The 18062-nt window shown below is 69.5% G+C and carries 16 protein-coding genes; 3 read left to right on the forward strand and 13 right to left on the reverse strand.

Annotated features, from left to right (window positions below):
• Positions 1 to 32 precede the first annotated feature (32 nt).
• On the forward strand, positions 33 to 1283 hold the full coding sequence (locus K8638_RS33605) for a glycosyltransferase family 4 protein (RefSeq protein ID WP_223758775.1): 1251 nt from the start codon (positions 33 to 35) through the stop codon (positions 1281 to 1283).
• 27 nt (positions 1284 to 1310) lie between these two features.
• Here the strand turns inward: K8638_RS33605 and K8638_RS33610 are convergent, their stop codons facing one another.
• The 8 genes from K8638_RS33610 to K8638_RS33645 all read right to left on the reverse strand — a co-directional run bounded on the left by K8638_RS33610 (position 1311) and on the right by K8638_RS33645 (position 8407).
• Positions 1311 to 2624, reverse strand: coding sequence for a TIGR02270 family protein (locus K8638_RS33610; protein ID WP_223758776.1), 1314 nt, complete (start codon positions 2622 to 2624; stop codon positions 1311 to 1313).
• A gap of 16 nt (positions 2625 to 2640) precedes the next feature.
• Positions 2641 to 3159 carry a DUF6484 domain-containing protein gene (locus tag K8638_RS33615; RefSeq protein ID WP_223758777.1) on the reverse strand — a complete coding sequence of 173 codons (519 nt, stop codon included), beginning with the start codon at positions 3157 to 3159 and terminating at the stop codon, positions 2641 to 2643.
• A 17-nt stretch (positions 3160 to 3176) separates the two neighbouring features.
• Positions 3177 to 3761 carry an imm11 family protein gene (locus K8638_RS33620; RefSeq protein WP_223758778.1) on the reverse strand — a complete coding sequence of 195 codons (585 nt, stop codon included), beginning with the start codon at positions 3759 to 3761 and terminating at the stop codon, positions 3177 to 3179.
• Between the two features lie 9 nt (positions 3762 to 3770).
• Positions 3771 to 4556: an AHH domain-containing protein gene (locus K8638_RS33625; protein WP_223758779.1), complete on the reverse strand. Its 786-nt coding sequence runs from the start codon at positions 4554 to 4556 to the stop codon at positions 3771 to 3773.
• A gap of 10 nt (positions 4557 to 4566) precedes the next feature.
• Positions 4567 to 4947, reverse strand: coding sequence for a DUF4150 domain-containing protein (locus tag K8638_RS33630; RefSeq protein WP_223758780.1), 381 nt, complete (start codon positions 4945 to 4947; stop codon positions 4567 to 4569).
• 14 nt (positions 4948 to 4961) lie between these two features.
• On the reverse strand, positions 4962 to 5990 hold the full coding sequence (locus K8638_RS33635) for a beta-ketoacyl synthase N-terminal-like domain-containing protein (protein ID WP_223758781.1): 1029 nt from the start codon (positions 5988 to 5990) through the stop codon (positions 4962 to 4964).
• 51 nt (positions 5991 to 6041) lie between these two features.
• Positions 6042 to 7070 carry a DUF2169 domain-containing protein gene (locus K8638_RS33640; RefSeq protein WP_223758782.1) on the reverse strand — a complete coding sequence of 343 codons (1029 nt, stop codon included), beginning with the start codon at positions 7068 to 7070 and terminating at the stop codon, positions 6042 to 6044.
• A gap of 143 nt (positions 7071 to 7213) precedes the next feature.
• Positions 7214 to 8407: a glycosyltransferase gene (locus K8638_RS33645; RefSeq protein WP_223758783.1), complete on the reverse strand. Its 1194-nt coding sequence runs from the start codon at positions 8405 to 8407 to the stop codon at positions 7214 to 7216.
• Positions 8408 to 8574: 167 nt separating this feature from the next.
• On the opposite strand from K8638_RS33645, the gene K8638_RS33650 reads away from it, so the two are divergent.
• Both K8638_RS33650 and K8638_RS33655 read left to right on the forward strand, forming a co-directional pair.
• Positions 8575 to 10284: an SEC-C metal-binding domain-containing protein gene (locus K8638_RS33650; protein ID WP_223758784.1), complete on the forward strand. Its 1710-nt coding sequence runs from the start codon at positions 8575 to 8577 to the stop codon at positions 10282 to 10284.
• 131 nt (positions 10285 to 10415) lie between these two features.
• Complete coding sequence (locus K8638_RS33655; protein WP_223758785.1) at positions 10416 to 13142, forward strand: Ig-like domain-containing protein; 2727 nt, start codon at positions 10416 to 10418, stop codon at positions 13140 to 13142.
• Positions 13143 to 13259: 117 nt separating this feature from the next.
• On the opposite strand, the gene K8638_RS33660 is transcribed toward K8638_RS33655, so the two are convergent.
• From K8638_RS33660 to K8638_RS33680, 5 genes are all read right to left on the reverse strand, one after another.
• Complete coding sequence (locus K8638_RS33660) at positions 13260 to 13535, reverse strand: hypothetical protein (RefSeq protein WP_223758786.1); 276 nt, start codon at positions 13533 to 13535, stop codon at positions 13260 to 13262.
• A 165-nt stretch (positions 13536 to 13700) separates the two neighbouring features.
• Positions 13701 to 14081, reverse strand: coding sequence for a hypothetical protein (locus K8638_RS33665; protein ID WP_223758787.1), 381 nt, complete (start codon positions 14079 to 14081; stop codon positions 13701 to 13703).
• An 88-nt stretch (positions 14082 to 14169) separates the two neighbouring features.
• Complete coding sequence (locus tag K8638_RS33670) at positions 14170 to 14976, reverse strand: hypothetical protein (RefSeq protein WP_223758788.1); 807 nt, start codon at positions 14974 to 14976, stop codon at positions 14170 to 14172.
• A gap of 71 nt (positions 14977 to 15047) precedes the next feature.
• Positions 15048 to 16112 (reverse strand): nicotinamidase, encoded by a 1065-nt coding sequence (locus tag K8638_RS33675; RefSeq protein WP_223758789.1) that lies wholly within the window; start codon positions 16110 to 16112, stop codon positions 15048 to 15050.
• A 67-nt stretch (positions 16113 to 16179) separates the two neighbouring features.
• Positions 16180 to 18060 carry a hypothetical protein gene (locus K8638_RS33680; RefSeq protein WP_223758790.1) on the reverse strand — a complete coding sequence of 627 codons (1881 nt, stop codon included), beginning with the start codon at positions 18058 to 18060 and terminating at the stop codon, positions 16180 to 16182.
• Between the last annotated feature and the right edge of the window lie 2 nt (positions 18061 to 18062).

Below are 18062 nucleotides of genomic sequence, written 5' to 3' on the forward strand. Positions count from 1 at the left end.
TTTGCCGGCCATGGGCGGGGCGCGGTACCAACATGGGCGTGTCCCCGCCCTCCCCGTCCGGCACCGGCATCATCTACGCGTCGTTCGACCGCTTCCCCGCGCCCAAGGGGGCGGCGGTGCACATCCGGGCCTTCGTGGAGGCGCTGGGCGAGGCCTTCGGCGGCGTGGACCTGCTGGCCCTGCGGGACGCCAGCACCGTGGGCACGGGTCCGCTCCCACTCGCGGAAGGGGTGACGTATCACCCGCTGGAGGCGCGGGGGCGGGACCTGGTGGCGCAGGCGCTGTCGTTCCGCGCGCACCTGGCGGCGTGGTGGCGGGACAGGCCGAGGGCGGCGGTGGTGCACGTGCGCTCCATCTTCGAGGGCTACCCGGTAGCCCGGCGGAAGGAGGCGCTGACGGACGCGCTGGTGTTCGAGGTGAACGGGCTGCCGTCCATCGAGCTGAAGTACCACCACCCCGACGTGGCGGAGGACGCGGAGCTGCTACGCAAGCTGGTGGCGCAGGAGGACCTGTGCCTCTCGCGCGCGGACCTGCTGGTGACGCCGAGCGAGGTGACGGCGGAGTACCTGGTGAAGCGCGGCGCGGAGCCGGGCCGCGTGCGGGTGATTCCAAACGGGGTGGACCTGGAGGTGTTCCGGTACGCGCCACCGCGCCCGCCCGAGGCGGGGCGTCCGGTGCGGCTGCTGTACAGCGGGACGATGACGTCGTGGCAGGGCGTGCACCACGCCATCGAGGCGTGCCGGCTGCTGCGGCGGGAGCTGCCGGCGGTGCTGACGCTGGTGGGTCCGCTGCGGAAGAACGGGCGGCGGGCGCTGATGGACCGGTGCGGGGACCTGCTGCTGGAGGGCGCGGTGGAGTTGCTGGAGCCGCTTCCGCAGGAGGAGCTGGCGAGGCTGCATCACCAATCTGACGTGGTGCTGGTGCCGCTGCCGGTGAATGACCGCAACTGCGTGCAGGGCTGCTGCCCGCTGAAGCTGCTGGAGGCCATGGCCACGGGCACGCCGGTGGTGGCGAGCAACCTCCCCGTGGTGCGCACCCTGGCCGGACCGGACGAGGTGATGCTGATACGGCCGGGCTCGGCGAAGGCGATTGTGGAGGCGGTGAAGGCGCTGCGAGCGGACGAGGCCCTCGGGCCGGCGCTGAGCGCGAAGGCCCGGGCGCGGGTGGAGCGGGACTTCCCGTGGGGCCGTGCACAGGCCGCGCTGGTGCGAGCCTATGAAGAGACCTTCGGGATGGCGCGGGCCAGCACGCGCCGGAGCACGTCCGCCTCGTTGTTGGCCTGAAAGCGCTCCTCGATGCGCTGCCGCGACTCAGCGCGTAGCCAGCTCGCCAAATGGCCGCGTAAGGCGTGGCATGCTCGCCGGTGGCAGGCTTCCGAGCTGCTCCCATTGCCGGTGGGCGAAGCCTCTCGTGTCCACCCTCCACTTCCCTCCGCTCCTGATGGCGAGCTCCAATGCCAGGTCACGCCTGCGCTGCATCGGCGCCCCCCTGAGCGTGATCAAGAAATGCTCAGCGCCCAGCGGCTGCCCCTGCAGGTAGCGCGTCCCCGCGACGAGCCGCTTCCGCTCTTCCGTCCACGCAGCCTCCACCGCACCGGGCTCGGGTAGCGGCAGCTCCAGTTCCGCGCCCAGGGCCAGCGCCTCCTCCGAGACCTCTACGCAGACAGGCGCTTCTTCGTCCTCGTCCTCCTCGGGTGGAACACGCACGAGCGGGCCCGCCAACGCCACGCCGGTGGTGGCGGAGAAGACCTCACCCGCCAGGCGGGCCACCTTCTTCTCACGCAACAGCGGAAGACACGCCTCCACGGCCTCTGGCCGTCCACTGGCCCTTAGCGCGCGGAGAGCGTCCTCGCGGAGCTCCGGGAGTCCGAGAAGCGGAACCAGCCACTGCATGTCCTGAGGCGCCCCGCCCATGGCCAGCAGGCGCATGGCGAGCCCGCATCCCGGAAGCCGCGACGAGACAACATGTCGGCACACATCCCATGCGGCCCGCTCGCCCAGCAGCAGGCCCGCCTCGAGCGCCGCATCCCTCACGGCGGCAGAAGACGCATCCAGGGCGCTCCGCAGCTCCGCCGGCGGGAGAGGTCGATTCCAGCACCCGGCGGCACGCAGGGCACTGGCACGAAGCAACGGCTCCGCGCTGAACAGGAAGGGCTTGAGCTCGAGGTCCGGAATGTCCCGTGCACGGAGACTCAGCGCTCCGAGCGCGTGCGCGAGAATGAGCGCGGAGGCCCTGCCCTCCCGCAGCAGCGCACACAGGCAGGATGTGAGTGCCTCCCCGCCCGCCAGTGTCAGCACCCGCTGGATGCAGTCTTGATACCCCTTGCCGCCAGACTCCAGCCGCCACAGGAGCCCATCCACCTGCTCGCGAGCTCCATCCGCCAGGAGCGCCAGCGCGGCGGAGCAGATCCGCCCTGGCTCCTCCTCCAGCGCGGGTATCAGCAGACGCTCCACCGCGGGCGCCCCACACTCGACCAACCCCTGCACATGCGCAAGCAGCCGTTCCTCCGGACCGCTCATCACCTCCTGGAGCACATACCGCGGCGAAACGAGCGCGCGTTCCCACTGGAGCCAGAGGAAGGCGGCTTCGTCCAGGTGCTCTTCGATGACGTCCCAGAGAATCATGACGGACGCCCCTTCCCTAGTTGACCTTCACCGAAGCGCCCTTGATGCGGTTGGTTCCCGCGGCATGGGTCTCCACCTGCACACCGCGGATGAGGACCTTGCCATTGCGGCGCAGGGTGATGCTGGCCTCGCCGCACCTGAGCACCACCTCCTCCTTGCCCTCCAGGACCACCCTCCTGCCGTCCACCCGGGCGTCCAGGTTCGGCTCCCCGCCCCCTTCAAGGAGCGCCTCCAGCAGCGGCGAAGAGGACACCGGCTGACTCAGCCCGGCGAGCACCGGCCGCGAGAGGTCATCGTCCTCGAAGAGCAGGAAAGCGCCCCGCCGCTGCGCGACGGCCTCCTCCAGTTCCTTCGTGCCAAGCGACACCAGTGAGTGGGCGGAGAGCGGCCCCGCCGGGTTGCCTGGAAAATCCACCCACAGCCCTCCCCGCGCATCCACGCCTGAAATCCACCCGAAGCGGGGCCCACGCCGCGCGGAGTGCCGCTCCTCGGTGGACTCGTCGGGTGACACCGCGCTCCCTGGCTTGCCCAGCATATGGACTCCTCCCGCTGCTAATAGAATGCGTCCAGCCCCTCCACGGGCATCAACCGGATTCCCCGCAGCCCGGCCTTCTCGATGGCTTCCTTGACGGACTCGTCGACGATGACGATGCCTGTCTTCTCGAAAAGCCTGAACAGCTTCGCGCCCTGCACCTTGCTGTAATCGAGGTGGAGGGCCTTGAACTCGAGGACACCGTTCCTCTGGACGACGTCTGCCGGAAAGCCTGGCATCGGCGTGTAGACGGATTTCTCCCGGTCCACGCAGGTGATGAGCCCCACCACGTTGGCGGCCTGGTAGCCAGGGGTCGTCTGGCCTGACGCCTCATCGACGAGTTGCGCCGGGTAGTAGTCAACGTTGTCGACGCCCGCGGACCGCAGCGCCTCCACGAAGCGGCCGGAGACGACCATGCAGGAGGGAGACGCCCCCATGTAATCCACGAACCCTCCCCGGTCCCCCGCGCGCTTACGGAAGGTCAGCGGCGGCAGGGTTCCGAGCCGCTCACCGCGAATGAAGGACACCTTCTTTCCCGGGATGGGATCCATGTACAGGCTCGCGGCATTGTCTTCGGCGGGCCCGTAGCGGATGACGTAATACATCAAGCTTCCTCACTGAGTTTTGGATTGGGTGTTCTTGAGAATCTGCTGCCGCTGCTGTTCCATGTAGCGCTGCCGGCGTTCTTCCAGGGTGTGAACGGCATTGCGGAAGACTGTCAGTGAGTCGAGGTGCAGTCCCAGGTAATCCACTCCGCTGGCATGCTGCCGGATGCCCAGAATCTTCCCTCGGACACTGTTGGACACCACCTCGAGCGCCTGCGCCAGCGCGAGCTGGATTGCGACATCTTCCTTGCCCTGGCAGGCATCCTGGTAGGCATCCTCGATTTCGCTCAGCGCGGCCCCCACGGGTCCCGTATAGGAACCAGGGTGACTGCCGTTGTGTTGTTGCAAGAGATGGAGCGCCACATCCATCTCATCCTTCGGCATGAGCATTCCGTTGGAGATGTGGTTGATGTCCCAACCCGCGAGCACTGCGTTGTCCTTCAGCGTCGACGTGCTCTCCACGGTTTCCACCGGGAGGATGTGGTGTGCCTCGATGCGGTACGGAGAGGTCTCCCCCTTGAGGGTGATGACGCCGTCGCTGCGCTGGTCCAGGTACATCTTCCGGATGTTGGTCTCTCCGTGACCGCCCCCATTCCAGGGCTCCAGCTGCTTCGCGAGGAGGTTCTCCCTCAGCTTCTGCCCCTGGCGTGCGACATTGCCCTTGAGGTACTCCGCGTCGAGGTCCTTCTCGTGTCCCTCGCAGTTGGACCACTTGCACTTCTTCCGCTGAGCCTCATCCGCTTGCTGCACCTGGCCGCCCGCGGGCCCCGCGCCACCGTCGAACTGGTTGGGCATGGCGCGCTCCTCAACCCATGATGTTCTTCTTGTTGTGGAACAGCGGATCCCCCATGCGGCAGACGTTCTTGCCCTCGAACTTCACGTCGAACGAGTACAGCATGAACTCCGCCTCCCCCTTCGTCGAGCCACTGACGACACCTCCCGCCGAGCCCGCCTCGTCGCCCGCGGTGACGCTGTACTTCGAGCCCTTCACCATGGGCATCTTCCCTTCCACCACGACCGACTTGGGGCCCTTCGCCGTGTCGCTGGACTTGCCGATGTTGGGATAGGGAATGGGCACCGGCCCACCGGGAGACGGCGTCTTGCAGACATCGGGGAACACCATGTTCATGCCACCGCTCCCCTGATGGACCACACCCCGGAAGTTGACGAAGACCGAACTCGGCATCGAAACATCCTCCTCTAGGCAGGTTCGCTGCTCACGAGCGCGGCCGCACGCGGCGCTCCTTCTGAAGAACACCAGGCCAGGCAGGGCCCCGGCAGGTATCCCTTCCTCAGGCCCAGGGCCGCGAGTCCGACAAGCACCGGGCCACATGCGGCGCCCAGGTCTCCGAAGCAATCCGCCGGATGCTCCATGCGCGGCTCCGCGTGGAAGGCGTCTCGGTTCCGGATGAAGGCCACTCCCCACTCCTTCCCTCCGAAGCTCTCGCCATTGAAGCTCGCGAGAACCGTCCGGATGGAGAGTCCGGAAGTGCCCCCGACCGCGGCACGGATTGCGTCGGCCAGGCCATTCCCGAGGTAGGGCTCGGCGCTGTAGCGGTGGCCCTGCTCCGCGCCGGTTCCGGGGACGGACACGAACGCCAGCGCCGTGGAAGTCGGGAGGACCCTTCGCGAGGACAGCAGCAGGAATCCGGCGCCCTCGCCTGGCACGAACCCGTCCAGCACCTCATCCGCGTGAACCCGGCCCTCTTCATCCAGCACGCCCAGAAGGCCGGTGTCCAGATGGCTGTCCACGCCTCCCACCAGAACGGAAGTGGCCCTCCGGGAGCGCACCAGTTCCATGGCACGTCCCAGCAGTTCCAGCCCGCCGGCCCTGCCCCGGGACGTTGCCTCGCTCCGACCCTGGTCCAGGAAGACTCCCGCCTGCGGCGCCAGCAGCTCCAGGAGGCCCTCTCCGAGCGGAGACGCCGGCTTCTTCGGGTGGGGCTCCGGTCCGGCGAGCAACAGGGGCGGACGCTCGCCCGGCGCCAGCACCGAGGCCGCCTCCTGGAGCGCATGCGTGGCGAGCCGTAGCATCCGGAGCTGTCGCGACGTCAGGTCATGCCGGCCCACGAGCTCCGGCGCCAGCGGGGGCAGGTCCGCGTCCGCCAGGGTGGCGAGAATCATCGGCGCCCCCTTGCGGTTGATGATGGAGCTCTCCCGGAGCCGGCTGATGCCCGCGCGAACAGCGGCGGCGGTCGCGGCGGCACGAAGCCCGAGCGGCGTCGTCATGCCGACAGCGTGAATCCATGCGCCGCGCCCCTCCATGTCCGCCTCTCTTTCCTAGGACTTCAACTGGAGCGTCTCCAGACTGACGGCGACATGTCGGACCCGCAGGACCTGCTTGTCACATGGCGCGGCAGCGCGCCAAAGCATGCAGACGCGGCGCTCCTCCGGCTCGATGAGCACGGTCTCCAGGTTGGCGCGTGGCGTCTCCACCGAGTCCGCGATGTGGGCCTGAATGGCAGGCACACAGAGGGGAAGCTGGAACCGGCACTCTCCTTCTGGCAGGAGGTTGACGAGCCTCACGGGCTCACCTCCCTTCAAATAAGAGGGAGCGATGAGGTCGGCCGGAGCCACATGGAAGAAGCGGGCGTCGAAGTCCTCGGGCAGGGACGGCGCGCGGTGCTTGCGCCATCCCTGGTCATAGGTACCCGCGTAGCGCTTGCGAGGAACCCAGGAAGGTGCAACGGGGCCAAAGCAGGCGGGAACGGCGCGGTCTCCAGCCTTCGCGACCGGGTGGCGCGGGTCTTCCAGGTTCGGAAGGGGCAACCCGCTCAGTTCCTGCGCGCCGCGACGGCCCCGGAACCCGCGACCGACCGGGTTGCGGGGTTCGAAGGACGTCTCCCCTCGCTCCGGGACATGCGTGCCTCCAAAGGACCGCTCGTAGGTCAACGGCATGGACAGGAAGGGCTCGGGAGCGGAAATCCCTGGAGACAGGATGCCTGAACGCCACACCCGGTCTCCCGTGACATGAATACTCTTGGAGAGGTTCGCGACGGAGAGCTGGACGCCCAACTCCGTCACGGGCTTGCCACGAGGCGCATGGGCCTGACCAACGAGCACGACATCCGTGGAGGGCTTGCACAGGTGGCGCTCCCCTGCATACCGGACGCTCGATGCGCCCGGCTTCCCCCAGTGAACGTCGGCGGTCAGAATGGGTACCTGCTTCTCGGCCACGCGGAGCCCTTGCCCGGAAGGGGCGATCTCGAAGGTGGCCTTCAACATCACATACAGCGTGTCGACTCCCCGCGCATCCGGGAACAAGTCAATACCCGCCTCAAATGGCGTGGTGTTGGTCACCTGCAGCATGAAGCCCCCCGGCGTCCTACTGCAACACGCGCCTGAACGAGAAGACCCTACCATGAAATGGATTTGTCAGGCATCCGCTCCGCGCTGGCGAGCCCACACATGCGCCGCCAGTCGGCTACACCGCCAGCCAGTTGAACCGGCGCCTATGAAGAGACCTTCGGGATGGCACGGGCCAGCACGCGCCGGAGCACGTCCGCCTCGTTGTTGGCCTGAAAGCGCTCCTCGATGCGCTGCCGAGCGGCGGTGCCGAGCGCTGCGCGGTGCTCGGGAGGGAGCGAGAGCACGTCGAGGCACGCCTGCCCGAGGTGGTTGAGCAGCGCCTTGGGGACGATGAAGCCATTGCGCCCGTGTTCCACGGCCTCGGGGATGCCTCCCGCGTCACTGGCGATGACGGGACGCGCGCAGGCCATGGCCTCCAGCAAGGCATTGGGCATTCCCTCCCACAGCGAGGGCTGGAGATAGATATCGCAGACACGCAGGTGCGCGGCGATGGCCTCGGGCGTGTCCAGCGGTCCGGAGATGATGATGCGGGCGCCGTCCTCGGGGTGCTCAGCGCGGAAGGCCACGAGGTGCTCGGCGTCACGCGGCCGCACCTCGCCGATGACGAGCAGGCACGCGGGACGTGAGCGGCGCACGTCCGAGAGCGCGGACAGGAGGAACGGCAGGCCCTTCTTGTGGCGCAGTTCCCCGGAGAAGCCGAGGACGACCTCATCGGGGGCGATGCCCAGCCGCGCGCGGAGCGCCGGGTCCGCGGGGCCGGGAGAGAAGACCTCCGTGTCCACGGCGTTGGGGATGACCTCCACGCCCGGCTCGCGCCCGAGCAGGAGGCTCATCTTCCGCCCGAGGTCCGCCGACGCGGCGGTGAGCACGTCCGCGCGCTGGAGCGTCCACAGCAGCCGCGCGAAGTCGCCCGGAGGGAACATGAGCTGGTCCACGTCATTGCCGCGAGCACTGACGGTGGAGGCGATGCCCGCCGACTCCGCGAAGACGACGGCGAGGAACCCGGGCGGCGACAGGTAGTGCCCCCACACCAGGTCATACCGCCGCTTCGCGTGCAGGTACCCGAGCACGTCGAGCGTGTGCTGCATGGACAGGTCCGTGCTCCCGAACAGGCCCAGGCGGTGCAACGTGACGCCCCGGGCGAAGGGCGTCACCTCGCCCGCGTCCTCCACCGTCTGCAAGGAGCCCGGAGCCGCCGTGCGGGTCCACGCGAGCACGTCCACCCGCGCGCCCAGCTTCACCAGTGAGCCAGCGGTGCGGGCCCCACTTCGGGCCAGGCCGCCAATGTCCGGTGGAAAGCGCTCTGCGAGGAGGAGGATGCGTGGGTGGGTGGCCATGAGGCCCTGAACCTACCTCCTCCCGCACATGGGCTCGCGGCCACTGTATCTACCCCACCACATTGGGTGATGACCACACTACCCGCACAGTTGTCCTGGACGCCAGTTCATGCTCTACGCCCCGGCGCGAGGCCCCTTCGAGGAAGAGGCCCGGACCCGAGGTGAGAATGGCCCCGAAGAAGAAGACCCCATCCGGTGGCGGGAATGTTCGCGCGGCGCGTACCCGTGGCGGCGCATCCAGCACCTCTCCCCTGCGCACCATGGAGCGGACGCTGGCGGACATGGCGGGAACGCTGGGCGGACGCGGCCGCGAGGCCTCCCCGGCGAGCCGGGCCCAGGAGCTCATGTACGACGCCTGGGAGGCCCCCGACGCGGCCCGCCGCCTGGCCCTGGCCCGGGAGGCGCTGGACCGGTGGCCCGACTGCGCCGACGCCTACGTCTTGCTGGCCGAGGAGGAGGACGACCCGGAGGCGAAGCGGGCCCTCTATGAGAAGGGCGTCGCCGCGGGCGAGCGCGCGCTCGGGCCGGACACGTTCAAGGAGGACGCCGGTCACTTCTGGGGCCTGCTGGAGACGCGCCCCTACATGCGCGCGCGCGAAGGACTGGCTGGGTGCCTGTGGGCGCTCGGCCGGCGCGAGGAGGCCGTGGCCCACTACCAGGAGATGCTGCGCCTCAACCCGGGAGACAACCAGGGCGTGCGCTTCGTGCTCGCCGGACATCTGGTGGAGCTCGGACAGGACGAGGCGCTCGCGAAACTGCTCCAGGCCTACGAGGACGACGCGACCGCGAACTGGGCCTACACCCGCGCGCTCCTCGCCTTCCGGCAGGGGGGCTCCAGCGCCCGGGCGCACGAGTTGCTGGAGAAAGCGCGGAAGGTGAACCCACACGTGCCTGCCTTCCTGCTCGGACGCAAGCGGATGCCACGTACCCCGCCGGCGTTCCACGGCTTCGGTGACAAGAACGAGGCCATTGTCTACGTCGTCGAGGGGCTCGCCGCCTGGGAGCGCAGTCCCGGAGCGCTGGACTGGCTCGCCACGGAGTGCGGAACGGCCCGGGGGGAGGGCTCGCGCCCCACCGTCGTCGAGGGAGTGGACGTGCGCCGCCTGCTCACCCGGGAGGGGAGGCACCTCTCCGAGAGGACGCGGAAGAGGGTCCTCCAGCTCGGAGAGGCCGCCGTGCCGGCAGTGGTGGACATCCTCGAGGACGAAGAGCTGTCGTTCGTCGACGGTCCGGGCCAGGGCTGGGCGCCCATCCACGCGGCGCGGCTGCTGTCCGAGCTGAAGGCAGAGGCGGCCATCCCCGCGATGGTGGAGGTGCTCGGCACGCTGGAGCCGGATGTCATCCTCTACGGAGAGCTCATCCACGCGCTGGCGCGAATCGGTCCCGCTGCCGCTCCCGCGGCGCTCCAGGCGCTGGAGGAGGGACGGGCGGAGGAGGAGCTGGGGCTGCTCGAAGTCCTCGCCAAATGCGGGGCGAGGAGCGAGGCCATCTTCACGAGACTGCTCGAAGAGCTGCGCGAGGACGTGGGCCTGGGCGCCGCCTTCCTCGCCGACTACGGCGACCCCCGGGCCTTGCCGCTCCTCTACGAGGCCTTCGATGCCTACGACCTGGCCACGGATGAGGCGCCATGGCCCGGTCAGGCGCTCGCCGACCTCGAGGACGCCATCGTGGAGCTCGGAGGCGAGCTGAGCGACGCGCAACGCAAGAAGTTCGACGCGGTGGTGGGCATCTACAGGGGCGCCCTCAAGGGGCTCCCCCTTCCCCCCGAGCCCGCCCGCCGCGAGCAGCGGCCCGGGCGGAACGAGCCCTGCTGGTGCGGCAGCGGACAGAAGTACAAGAAGTGCCACCTGTCGGACGACTCGGGGCGGGGCCGATGACGCGCTGGCGGTGAATAAAGCCCGCCCTGGCCCGTCCAGGTGCGCGGTGGAGCCACCGCGTCAGCACGGGCCGGACAACAATGGGGCTCCCTGGAGGCACGTCTCTCATGTACGCGCGGCGGTGGTGGGCCTTGGCGCTCGCGGGAACGCTCGTCGGCTGTGTGGTGGAGCCTCACCCGGATGATGACTGGGACACGGAACCGCCCCCCACCGCTCAGTGGCCGGACGACCCCGGCCCGGACACGGGCTCCGGTGCCCCGGACTTCCGGATGGAGTCCCTGACAGGCCCCTCGGACCTGGGGGCGGGCTCGCGGGAGATTCAGGTCCGGCTGTGCAACCTCGGCTCCGCGTCCGGGACGACGGAGGTCGCCTTCTTCCTGTCACAGGACAGGACCATCGGCTGGGACGACGTCCTGCTGGCGACCACCACACGTGTCACGCTCGCGGCGGGAGAGTGCAAGGATGGCACCACCTGGGTGACCGCTCCGGCCATGCCCGAGGGCAGCTACGTGCTGGGCGCCCGGGTGGACCCGAACGAGCGTGTCGCCGAGGTGAGCGAGAGCAACAACATCCGCACGGGCGCCTTCGTGCTGGTTGACCGTACCGGGCCCCAGACGCCGTCGCCGTCCTGGACCTCCGGGGGGACGACGCGCAGCCTCTCCATCGAGACGGAGCCCGGCGCCACGGTGCGCGTCTACAGCGGCCCGGGCTGCACCGGTCCCGAGGTGGCGAACACGGTGGTGGACTCGGGCTCGTACTGCGAGGTGCCCATCAGCGTGCCGACGAGCAGCTCGGGCGGCACGTACTCGGTGCGGGCGTATGACGCCGCCGGCAACGGCTCGGCCTGCAGCCCGACGGTGGAGTACCCGTATGGCGGCGGCACGGGTGGCACGCTCCAGGCGCCGGTGCTGCTGGCCACGCGGCCGGGCTCGCCGGGGCGCAGCCTGACGCCCATCTTCGACGGCCGCGCCACGCCGCGCGTGACGGTGGAGGTCTTCAAGCGCGCCAACTGCGAGGGCACGGCGGACGCGGTGCTGACGGCGGACTCCGTGGGCGCCTTCTCCTACCAGGCGACGGTGGCGAAGGACACGAAGCTCACGGTGTCGGCCCGCGCGAAGGGGACGGACGGCTATTACGGCCAGACGACGTCCGCCTGCTCCAACCCGCTGGAGTACCAGAACGACAGCACGCCGCCGCCTCCGCCGTCCATCATCGACGTGAAGTGGCGGTACACGAGCACGGGCCGGGAGCTCACGGTGACGGGCACGACGGAGCCGGGCGCCACGGTGGGCGTGTTCATCGACGTGGCGTGCACGGGGACTCCGGCGCGCACGGTGCAGGCGGACGCGGAGGGGCGCTTCACGGCCACCATGCCCTTCAGCGCGGGCAACAGCCACCGCGTGTTCGTCGCGGCGAGGGACGCGCTGGGCAACGAGTCCACGTGCGCCGAGGGTCCCGCGTACGAGATTCGCTGCCCCGCGGGCACGGCCGACTGTGACGGCAACTCCAGCAACGGCTGCGAGGTGGACCTCACCGCGGACGCGTCCCACTGCGGCGCCTGCGGCAACACGTGCCAGAGCGGGCCCTACGCGGAGGGCGTGTGCGTGGCGGCGACGTGCGGCAACACCTGCCAGCCGGGCTGGTACGACTGCGACGGCAACACGGCCAACGGCTGCGAGTCCATGTATGCGTGCCAGTCCACGACGTGCACCATCGACAAGCCGAGCGAGCTGATGGTGACGGCGCTGTCGGTGGTGGAGGACCCGGTGCGCACGGCGCCCGGCGGGGCCTGGCACTTCGGCACGCTGATGCGCGAGCTGGCGGGCGGGCAGGACCCGTCGCCGCTGGTGCGGGCGTGGCTGAAGACGTGGATGGAGAAGCAGGTCGTCAACGGGCTGCCGCTGCCGGCGCGCACGGCGATGCAGACGAAGGTGCTGGGGCCCTGGGAGACGCGCAGCGGCGGGGCGTCCCGGCCGCTGGACTTCAGCAAGGCGCCATTCCGGCTGCTGGCCATCGTCAACCGCATGGACCTGCGCCGGCCGGGCGCGCAGGCCGGAGAGGGCCGCTTCGTCTTCGGCGTGCTGGACGCGAACGGGGCGCCGCTCGAGTTCACCGTCATCCTGGAGTACGCGCTGCCGGGCGGCACGCAGGCGGAAATCCAGCAGTGGGCGAACGACTGGCACGCGCTGGGCACGCTGAAGGTGGGGCACCGGGACTACAACGCGAAGCTGCAGGCGCTGACGGACCGGTTCGCCCGGGCGGGAGTGATGGCGGGCCGGCACCAGGGCAGCGCGCTGAACCAGATTCGCACCAACGAAATCGCGCTCGCCGAGCCCTGGGAGATGCGCGAGTTCGTGCTCACGCCGCAGGGCCTGCAACCGGAGACGGTGAAGCTGACGCCGGCGATGCACTTCATGAACACGGAGATGCTGGGCAGCTACATCCGGGAGAACGAGGCGGACATCCTCGCGGAGCGGCACACCGTGCCCGCCAGCCGGGAAGGGATTCCGTTCCTGGGGGCGTCGTCGCTGGTGCCCCTGGACCTCTTCTGGCGCGCGCCGGGGGTGTCGGCGGAGGCGCGGCACAAGTTCTCCATGAACACGTGCAGCGGGTGCCATGCGGGTGAGACGCAAACGGAGTTCCTCCACGTGGCGCCGCGCGCGGCGGGCCGGGTGGCGGCGCTGTCGCCCTACCTGAAGGGGACGACGGTGACGGACCCGGTGACGCGGACGACGCGCGTGTTCGACGACCTGGGCCGCCGCGCCGAGGACCTGAAGGCGCTGGTCTGCCCCTCGGCCACGTCGCTCAAGTCGGGTGAACTGGCGCCGTCCAACCTGCCGCCCGCCCGCGTGCACTGAGCGGGAAGGGATGAAGTGGATGCCCGGGGAGCCATAGTGGGCTCTCCGGGCATTGATGGTGAGCACGACACGGTTCGACAAGGGAGCCCACCGCGCACATCTACCGGCCGGAGTGAGTCAGGGCGAGTCCGCCCGTGGAGCGGCTTCAGAGCGCCAGCGATCAATCAGGCGCTGGCGCTGTGCGGGCGAGATTTCCGAGCCGTAGGTCCGGTCCAGCAGCCTGAGCTTCCACTCGACAGAGCCGGGCACCAGTCCTTCTTCCCGCAGCGCCGCGGCGATGAGCGCGCGAGCGGCGGAGAACATGTCCGCGCCCATCTTGAGACGCTCCTCCCCGGATCGTCGCAGCAACAAGGTGCGAACGAGCGCCTCGGCACGTGGCAGGGTGTCGTTCATCGCTTCACCTTCTCCAGCAGAGATTCGACTCCCAACTCGCGGGCCCAATGGGACATGTACGCCCAGTCCAGGGCAGGTACCGCATCTACGATGTTGCGCACATCGCCCAATTGCAACTCGGAGAGACTGTCACGCGCCCAATAGAGCTTGGAGAGAACCAGATCTTCAGGGGACACGAGCCAGATACGCTGCCCCTGGACCTCGATGGCCCGCCTTCGCTTGAACTCCTCCTGACGGACGGTACGGGCTTCTCTTGCGAACGATGCAGTCAACCTTCACCACCGTCTCGAAGTGAATGAGGTTGAAGAGAGACTGGCGGGCAAGCGCCTCACGAATCTCCTGCTCGTCAATCGAGAAGTCCTCCTGGAAGAGGGACACCATTCTCCCCACGTCGGTGGACCCAAGCTCGACGACAAGGTCGACATCCCGAGTCATGCGTGGCCGCGCGTAGAAGTTCATCGCGGTGGAACCGCTCAGCATGTACGGGATGCCGGCCTGCTCGAGTCGGCTGCCCACCAGCAGGAGAACCTTGAGGTAGTCGTCCACGGAGACAAAATACCGCGTCCCTCCCTCGAGCGCCCCTCAACTCAGCGAGCCTGGGCGACCCACATCCAGGCGTGCCGCCCCCACGGACCTACCGCCCGAAGCCCCCCAGCGCCGTCCTGCTGAAGCTCGCCGCCCCCTGGCTCACCCGCACCGCGCTCTGGCTGAAGACCTGGAACGCGGCGCGAATCTCCTGCGCCTTCTGGCCCGGCGTCAGAATCCACTTGTCCTCGATGCCCATCTCCCGGAACACGCGGCGGAAGTCGGTGCTCCCGTCGTCGATGCCCATCGCCGCGACGATGTGGCTCTCCGCCCGCTGAAGGTCCTTCACCAGCGCCGCCACATCCCGCGCCTTCGCCTTCTGCGAGTGCATGTCCGCGCCGTCCGTAATCAGCAGCGTCACCGTCCGCACCGGCACGCCGTTGCCGCTGAACTCCTGCGACTTCGCCAGCACCGTGCCCAGCAGCACCACCGTCTGGTCGTACAACGGCGTGCCCTCGTCCGCCCGGTAGTTCCCCGAGTGCATCCGCACCACGTCCTCCAGCGGCCGGAACGGGTTCAGCACAGTCCCATTCAGGTAGCGCGTGTGGAAGAGGACGCCGTCCTTCTGCTTGCTCGCCAGCAGCGCGTCGAGCACCAGGTTGTGCCCATCACACACCGTCTTCTCGTGCCCCGCGGTCGAGATGCTCCCCGAGTCATCCGGCATCACCGTCACCAGCACCACCTCGCTGGCCTGCACGTCCTCCACGCACACGCCGAGCCCCGCCTGAATCTGCGCCCCCAGGTCCACCACCGTCAGCGCCTGCAACCCCGCCGGGCTCAGCACGCCCTCCGCGTGCGCATCCTGAAAGAGCTTCTGGACGCCACTGCCATTCCCACCGCTCGCCTTGCTGCTCATGACTCCCACTCCTTCGCCCTTCTCGAGGGCATGTCCATTTCGTTCGACTGCCTCCGGCCCCGCGGCTCAGCTCACGCGATGCGCAGGTCCGGCCAGCTCGCCAGCGGGTCCGTGGACTTCACCAGGTGCATGCCCGCGTCCGCGAAGCGCTTCAGCGCCGCCTCCGCCTGCGGCGTGAAGTCCGCCGCGAAGCCGCCCTTCCCGTCCGGCACCGTCACCGCCGACATGCAGTCCGTCAGCAGGTACACCTTGCGAGCCAGCGCCGCGTCCTGCGCGACAATCTCCCCCAGCAGGTCGTCGATGGAGCTCTTCACGCAGTGGCTCGCCGCCTGGCCGGCAATCACCACCGCGTCCGCCGTGAGCAGCGTCTTGAGGAACTGCGTGTTCCGCTGCGCCAGCGGCTGCCCGTCATGCCGGGCGAGCACCTCCGGCCGCAGCACCGAGTAGTTCTCCGTCAGCGGGTTGCCGCCCTTCACCTCCGCCCAGGACTGCATGCCACGCACGTACGAGTGGAACAGCCGCGCCTCCTGCACCACGCCCGCCAGCGCGTGCCCGTCGCTGCCCAGCAGGCAGTGCGGCGGCCACAGGTACAGCGTGTACTTCCCCGCCCGCTCCAGCTCCTCGCAGTAGTACTTCACCTGCTTCAACAGCCACGGGTAGTTGCCGCCGCACAGCCACTTCGCCACCGCGGGGTTCGGCCTCGCCTGCCCGCGCTCAATCTGCTCGCGTGTCACCTCGCGGTACGCCGTGAGCGGCTTGTCGTCCTGGTCCACCCAGAAGGACGGGAAGAAAATCTGGTACGCGAAGTGGGTGTCGAGCGTCGCCGTCACGTTCGTCAGCGCGCCGAGGTTGCGGTAGATGAACTCGGCGATGCGGCGGCTGTCGTCCACGGCCCCGCGCCCGCTGCGGCCCGCCACGTAGAGCGAGCCCTCCGGGAAGCAGAAGTCCTTCTGCACGTCGATGAGCAGCAGGTGCAGGTTGAACGTGTCCGTCGCGGCCACCGAGAGGTCGTTCGCGGCCCGCCAGGTGGCGGCGGCCTCCTGGATCTTCCCGGCGTTCGGCCCGTAGCCGAACTGCCCCGCATGGTCCGCCCGGTAGAACCCCGGCAGCGGCAACTCCTTGATTTGCGTCTTCATCGTCCTGCCCCCTCTGTGTGGCGCGAAGGCCCCGGGCCCGCGCGCGTTGAAGAAACGTTCCTTCCACTCACGTCATCCGAAGCGCGGCGATGTCCTGCCGCCCCACCACCACCAGCCCCTGCTTCGCGAGGAAGAGGTGGCTGCCCGAGTCCACGAAGGGCTCGGCATCCGGGAACTCGCGCACGGCCTCCAGCCGCCCCTGCCGCAGCTCCACCCGCGTGAGCCCCGCATCCGTGGCGACGAAGAGCGCCTCCCCCGCCGCACACCGGCCGCGCGCACCGTTGCCCAGCCACGAGCCATCCCCCGCCTCGGCCACCGCGCTCGCACGCACCGCCCCGTCCGAGCCCACCACCACGCAGTGGTGCACCGTGCGCCCGCCGGCCTCCTCCGTCAGGAAGAGCCACGCGTTCGGCCCGTCGAAGACACACTCCGCTTCCACGAGCTGTCCCGAGGGCCACGGCAGCGCCAGTCCGTCCTTCAATCCCAAGCGTCCCACGTCGAAGACGAAAGCCCCGCGCAGCCCACCCGCGCGGTGGAACCCCAGCCCGAAGCGGGGCCCCACGAAGAGCCGCGTCTGTCCTTCGAGCACGTCGCCGATGCGCTCCGGCCCGTACGCCCCATCCCGCCACAGCCCGCCGCCCACCGCCCAGTAGCGGTGCCTCGCGTTCGCGGCGAAGGCGGGACGTCCCTCGGGTGCGTCCACCCCCACGCGCTCCGCCGCGCGTCCCGGTGCCAGCACCACCAGCTCCCCGCCCCGCCCCACCAGCGTCACGTCCCCTTGCAGCGCCCAGCGCAGCGAGGGGTCCAGCGGTCCACGCAGCACCACGCTCCCGTCCTCGCGCCGGTACGCCCCGTCCGCGTGGTACAGCCAGCGCAACACGCCGTCCTCGGCACAGGCGTGCACCAGCACTCCGCGCGTGGAGAACAGGCGCGTCGCCGTCACCTGCCCGCGCGCCGAGGTGACGGGCGTGACGGACGCCGTGGCATTCGGCTGGCACGTGGGGCACACGCCACGCGCATGCTCCACTCCGCACGAGGCGCACGCGGTGAAGCGCAGTCCTTCCAGCAAGGGCAAAGGAAAGGCTCCGCGCAGGTCCTCCACGAAGACGCGGTGCAGGTGGTGCAGCACGGCGTCCGGCAGCGTGGCCAGCGGCAGCGCGGGCTTGGGGTACTGCACCTCCGGATGGAAGACGGTGATGCGCTGGAGCACGCGGCCCGCGGGCGTCGTCCTCGCCGCCGGAGTCCTCGGTTTGTGCACGCCTCCGTGCGGGCCCACGCACAGCAGGCTCTGCATCACCGACACGGTGAAGGCATACCAATCGCTCTCCACGGACGGGGGCCGCGTGGGCACCAGGCCACCGGCACCACCACCACCGCCGAGCCGCAGCGGGTCGAGGAATCGCTCGGTGAACACCTGGCAGGGGAACGCGCCGAACTGGAAGCTGTCCGCGTCGATGAGATACGCGTCCGACACGCCCGCCACCAGCACGTTGAGGTCGTTGAAGTCGCCCACCACCACGCCCGACGCATGCAGGGCCTCGAGCGTCCGGTACAGCCCGCGCAGCACCTCCACCACGCGCGCGGACGTGGCTCCCGCGCGGCGGAACGACGGCTCACCGAAGCGGCGCAGCGGCTCGACGGCGTCCAGCTTGCGCATGGCGTAGCCCAGCACCCTGCCCTGCTTCTTGTCCGTGGCGAGCGCCTCCGGCACCACCACGTGCCCGGGCAGGCCGGCGGGAAAGGCGCGCAGCTTGCGCTGGTGCTGGTCCAGGCGGGCGCGCGCGGCGGACTGCTCCGCCGGCAGCCCCGTGTAGTCCGGGTGCTCGGGCGGCTTGAACAGCTTGAGCGCGCGTCCGTCCCCCAGGTCGAACACGTCCGCCTCGCCGCCCTTGCCCAGGGCGCTCGCCGGATTCACCTTCACCCGCTTCCCTTCGAGCCAGACGTCCATGG

Source organism: Myxococcus sp. RHSTA-1-4 (assembly GCF_020037125.1).
Lineage (GTDB): Bacteria > Myxococcota > Myxococcia > Myxococcales > Myxococcaceae > Myxococcus.

Coding starts and splice junctions, on each gene's coding strand:
- K8638_RS33670 (WP_223758788.1), bottom strand. CDS start 14,976: ATGAGCAGCAAGGCGAGCGGTGGGAATGGCAGTGGCGTCCAGAAGCTC.
- K8638_RS33630 (WP_223758780.1), bottom strand. CDS start 4,947: ATGCCGAGTTCGGTCTTCGTCAACTTCCGGGGTGTGGTCCATCAGGGG.
- K8638_RS33680 (WP_223758790.1), bottom strand. CDS start 18,060: ATGGACGTCTGGCTCGAAGGGAAGCGGGTGAAGGTGAATCCGGCGAGC.
- K8638_RS33650 (WP_223758784.1), top strand. CDS start 8,575: ATGGCCCCGAAGAAGAAGACCCCATCCGGTGGCGGGAATGTTCGCGCG.
- K8638_RS33625 (WP_223758779.1), bottom strand. CDS start 4,556: ATGCCCAACCAGTTCGACGGTGGCGCGGGGCCCGCGGGCGGCCAGGTG.
- K8638_RS33610 (WP_223758776.1), bottom strand. CDS start 2,624: ATGATTCTCTGGGACGTCATCGAAGAGCACCTGGACGAAGCCGCCTTC.
- K8638_RS33645 (WP_223758783.1), bottom strand. CDS start 8,407: ATGGCCACCCACCCACGCATCCTCCTCCTCGCAGAGCGCTTTCCACCG.
- K8638_RS33605 (WP_223758775.1), top strand. CDS start 33: ATGGGCGTGTCCCCGCCCTCCCCGTCCGGCACCGGCATCATCTACGCG.
- K8638_RS33635 (WP_223758781.1), bottom strand. CDS start 5,990: ATGACGACGCCGCTCGGGCTTCGTGCCGCCGCGACCGCCGCCGCTGTT.
- K8638_RS33660 (WP_223758786.1), bottom strand. CDS start 13,535: ATGAACGACACCCTGCCACGTGCCGAGGCGCTCGTTCGCACCTTGTTG.
- K8638_RS33615 (WP_223758777.1), bottom strand. CDS start 3,159: ATGCTGGGCAAGCCAGGGAGCGCGGTGTCACCCGACGAGTCCACCGAG.
- K8638_RS33675 (WP_223758789.1), bottom strand. CDS start 16,112: ATGAAGACGCAAATCAAGGAGTTGCCGCTGCCGGGGTTCTACCGGGCG.
- K8638_RS33620 (WP_223758778.1), bottom strand. CDS start 3,761: ATGTATTACGTCATCCGCTACGGGCCCGCCGAAGACAATGCCGCGAGC.
- K8638_RS33640 (WP_223758782.1), bottom strand. CDS start 7,070: ATGCTGCAGGTGACCAACACCACGCCATTTGAGGCGGGTATTGACTTG.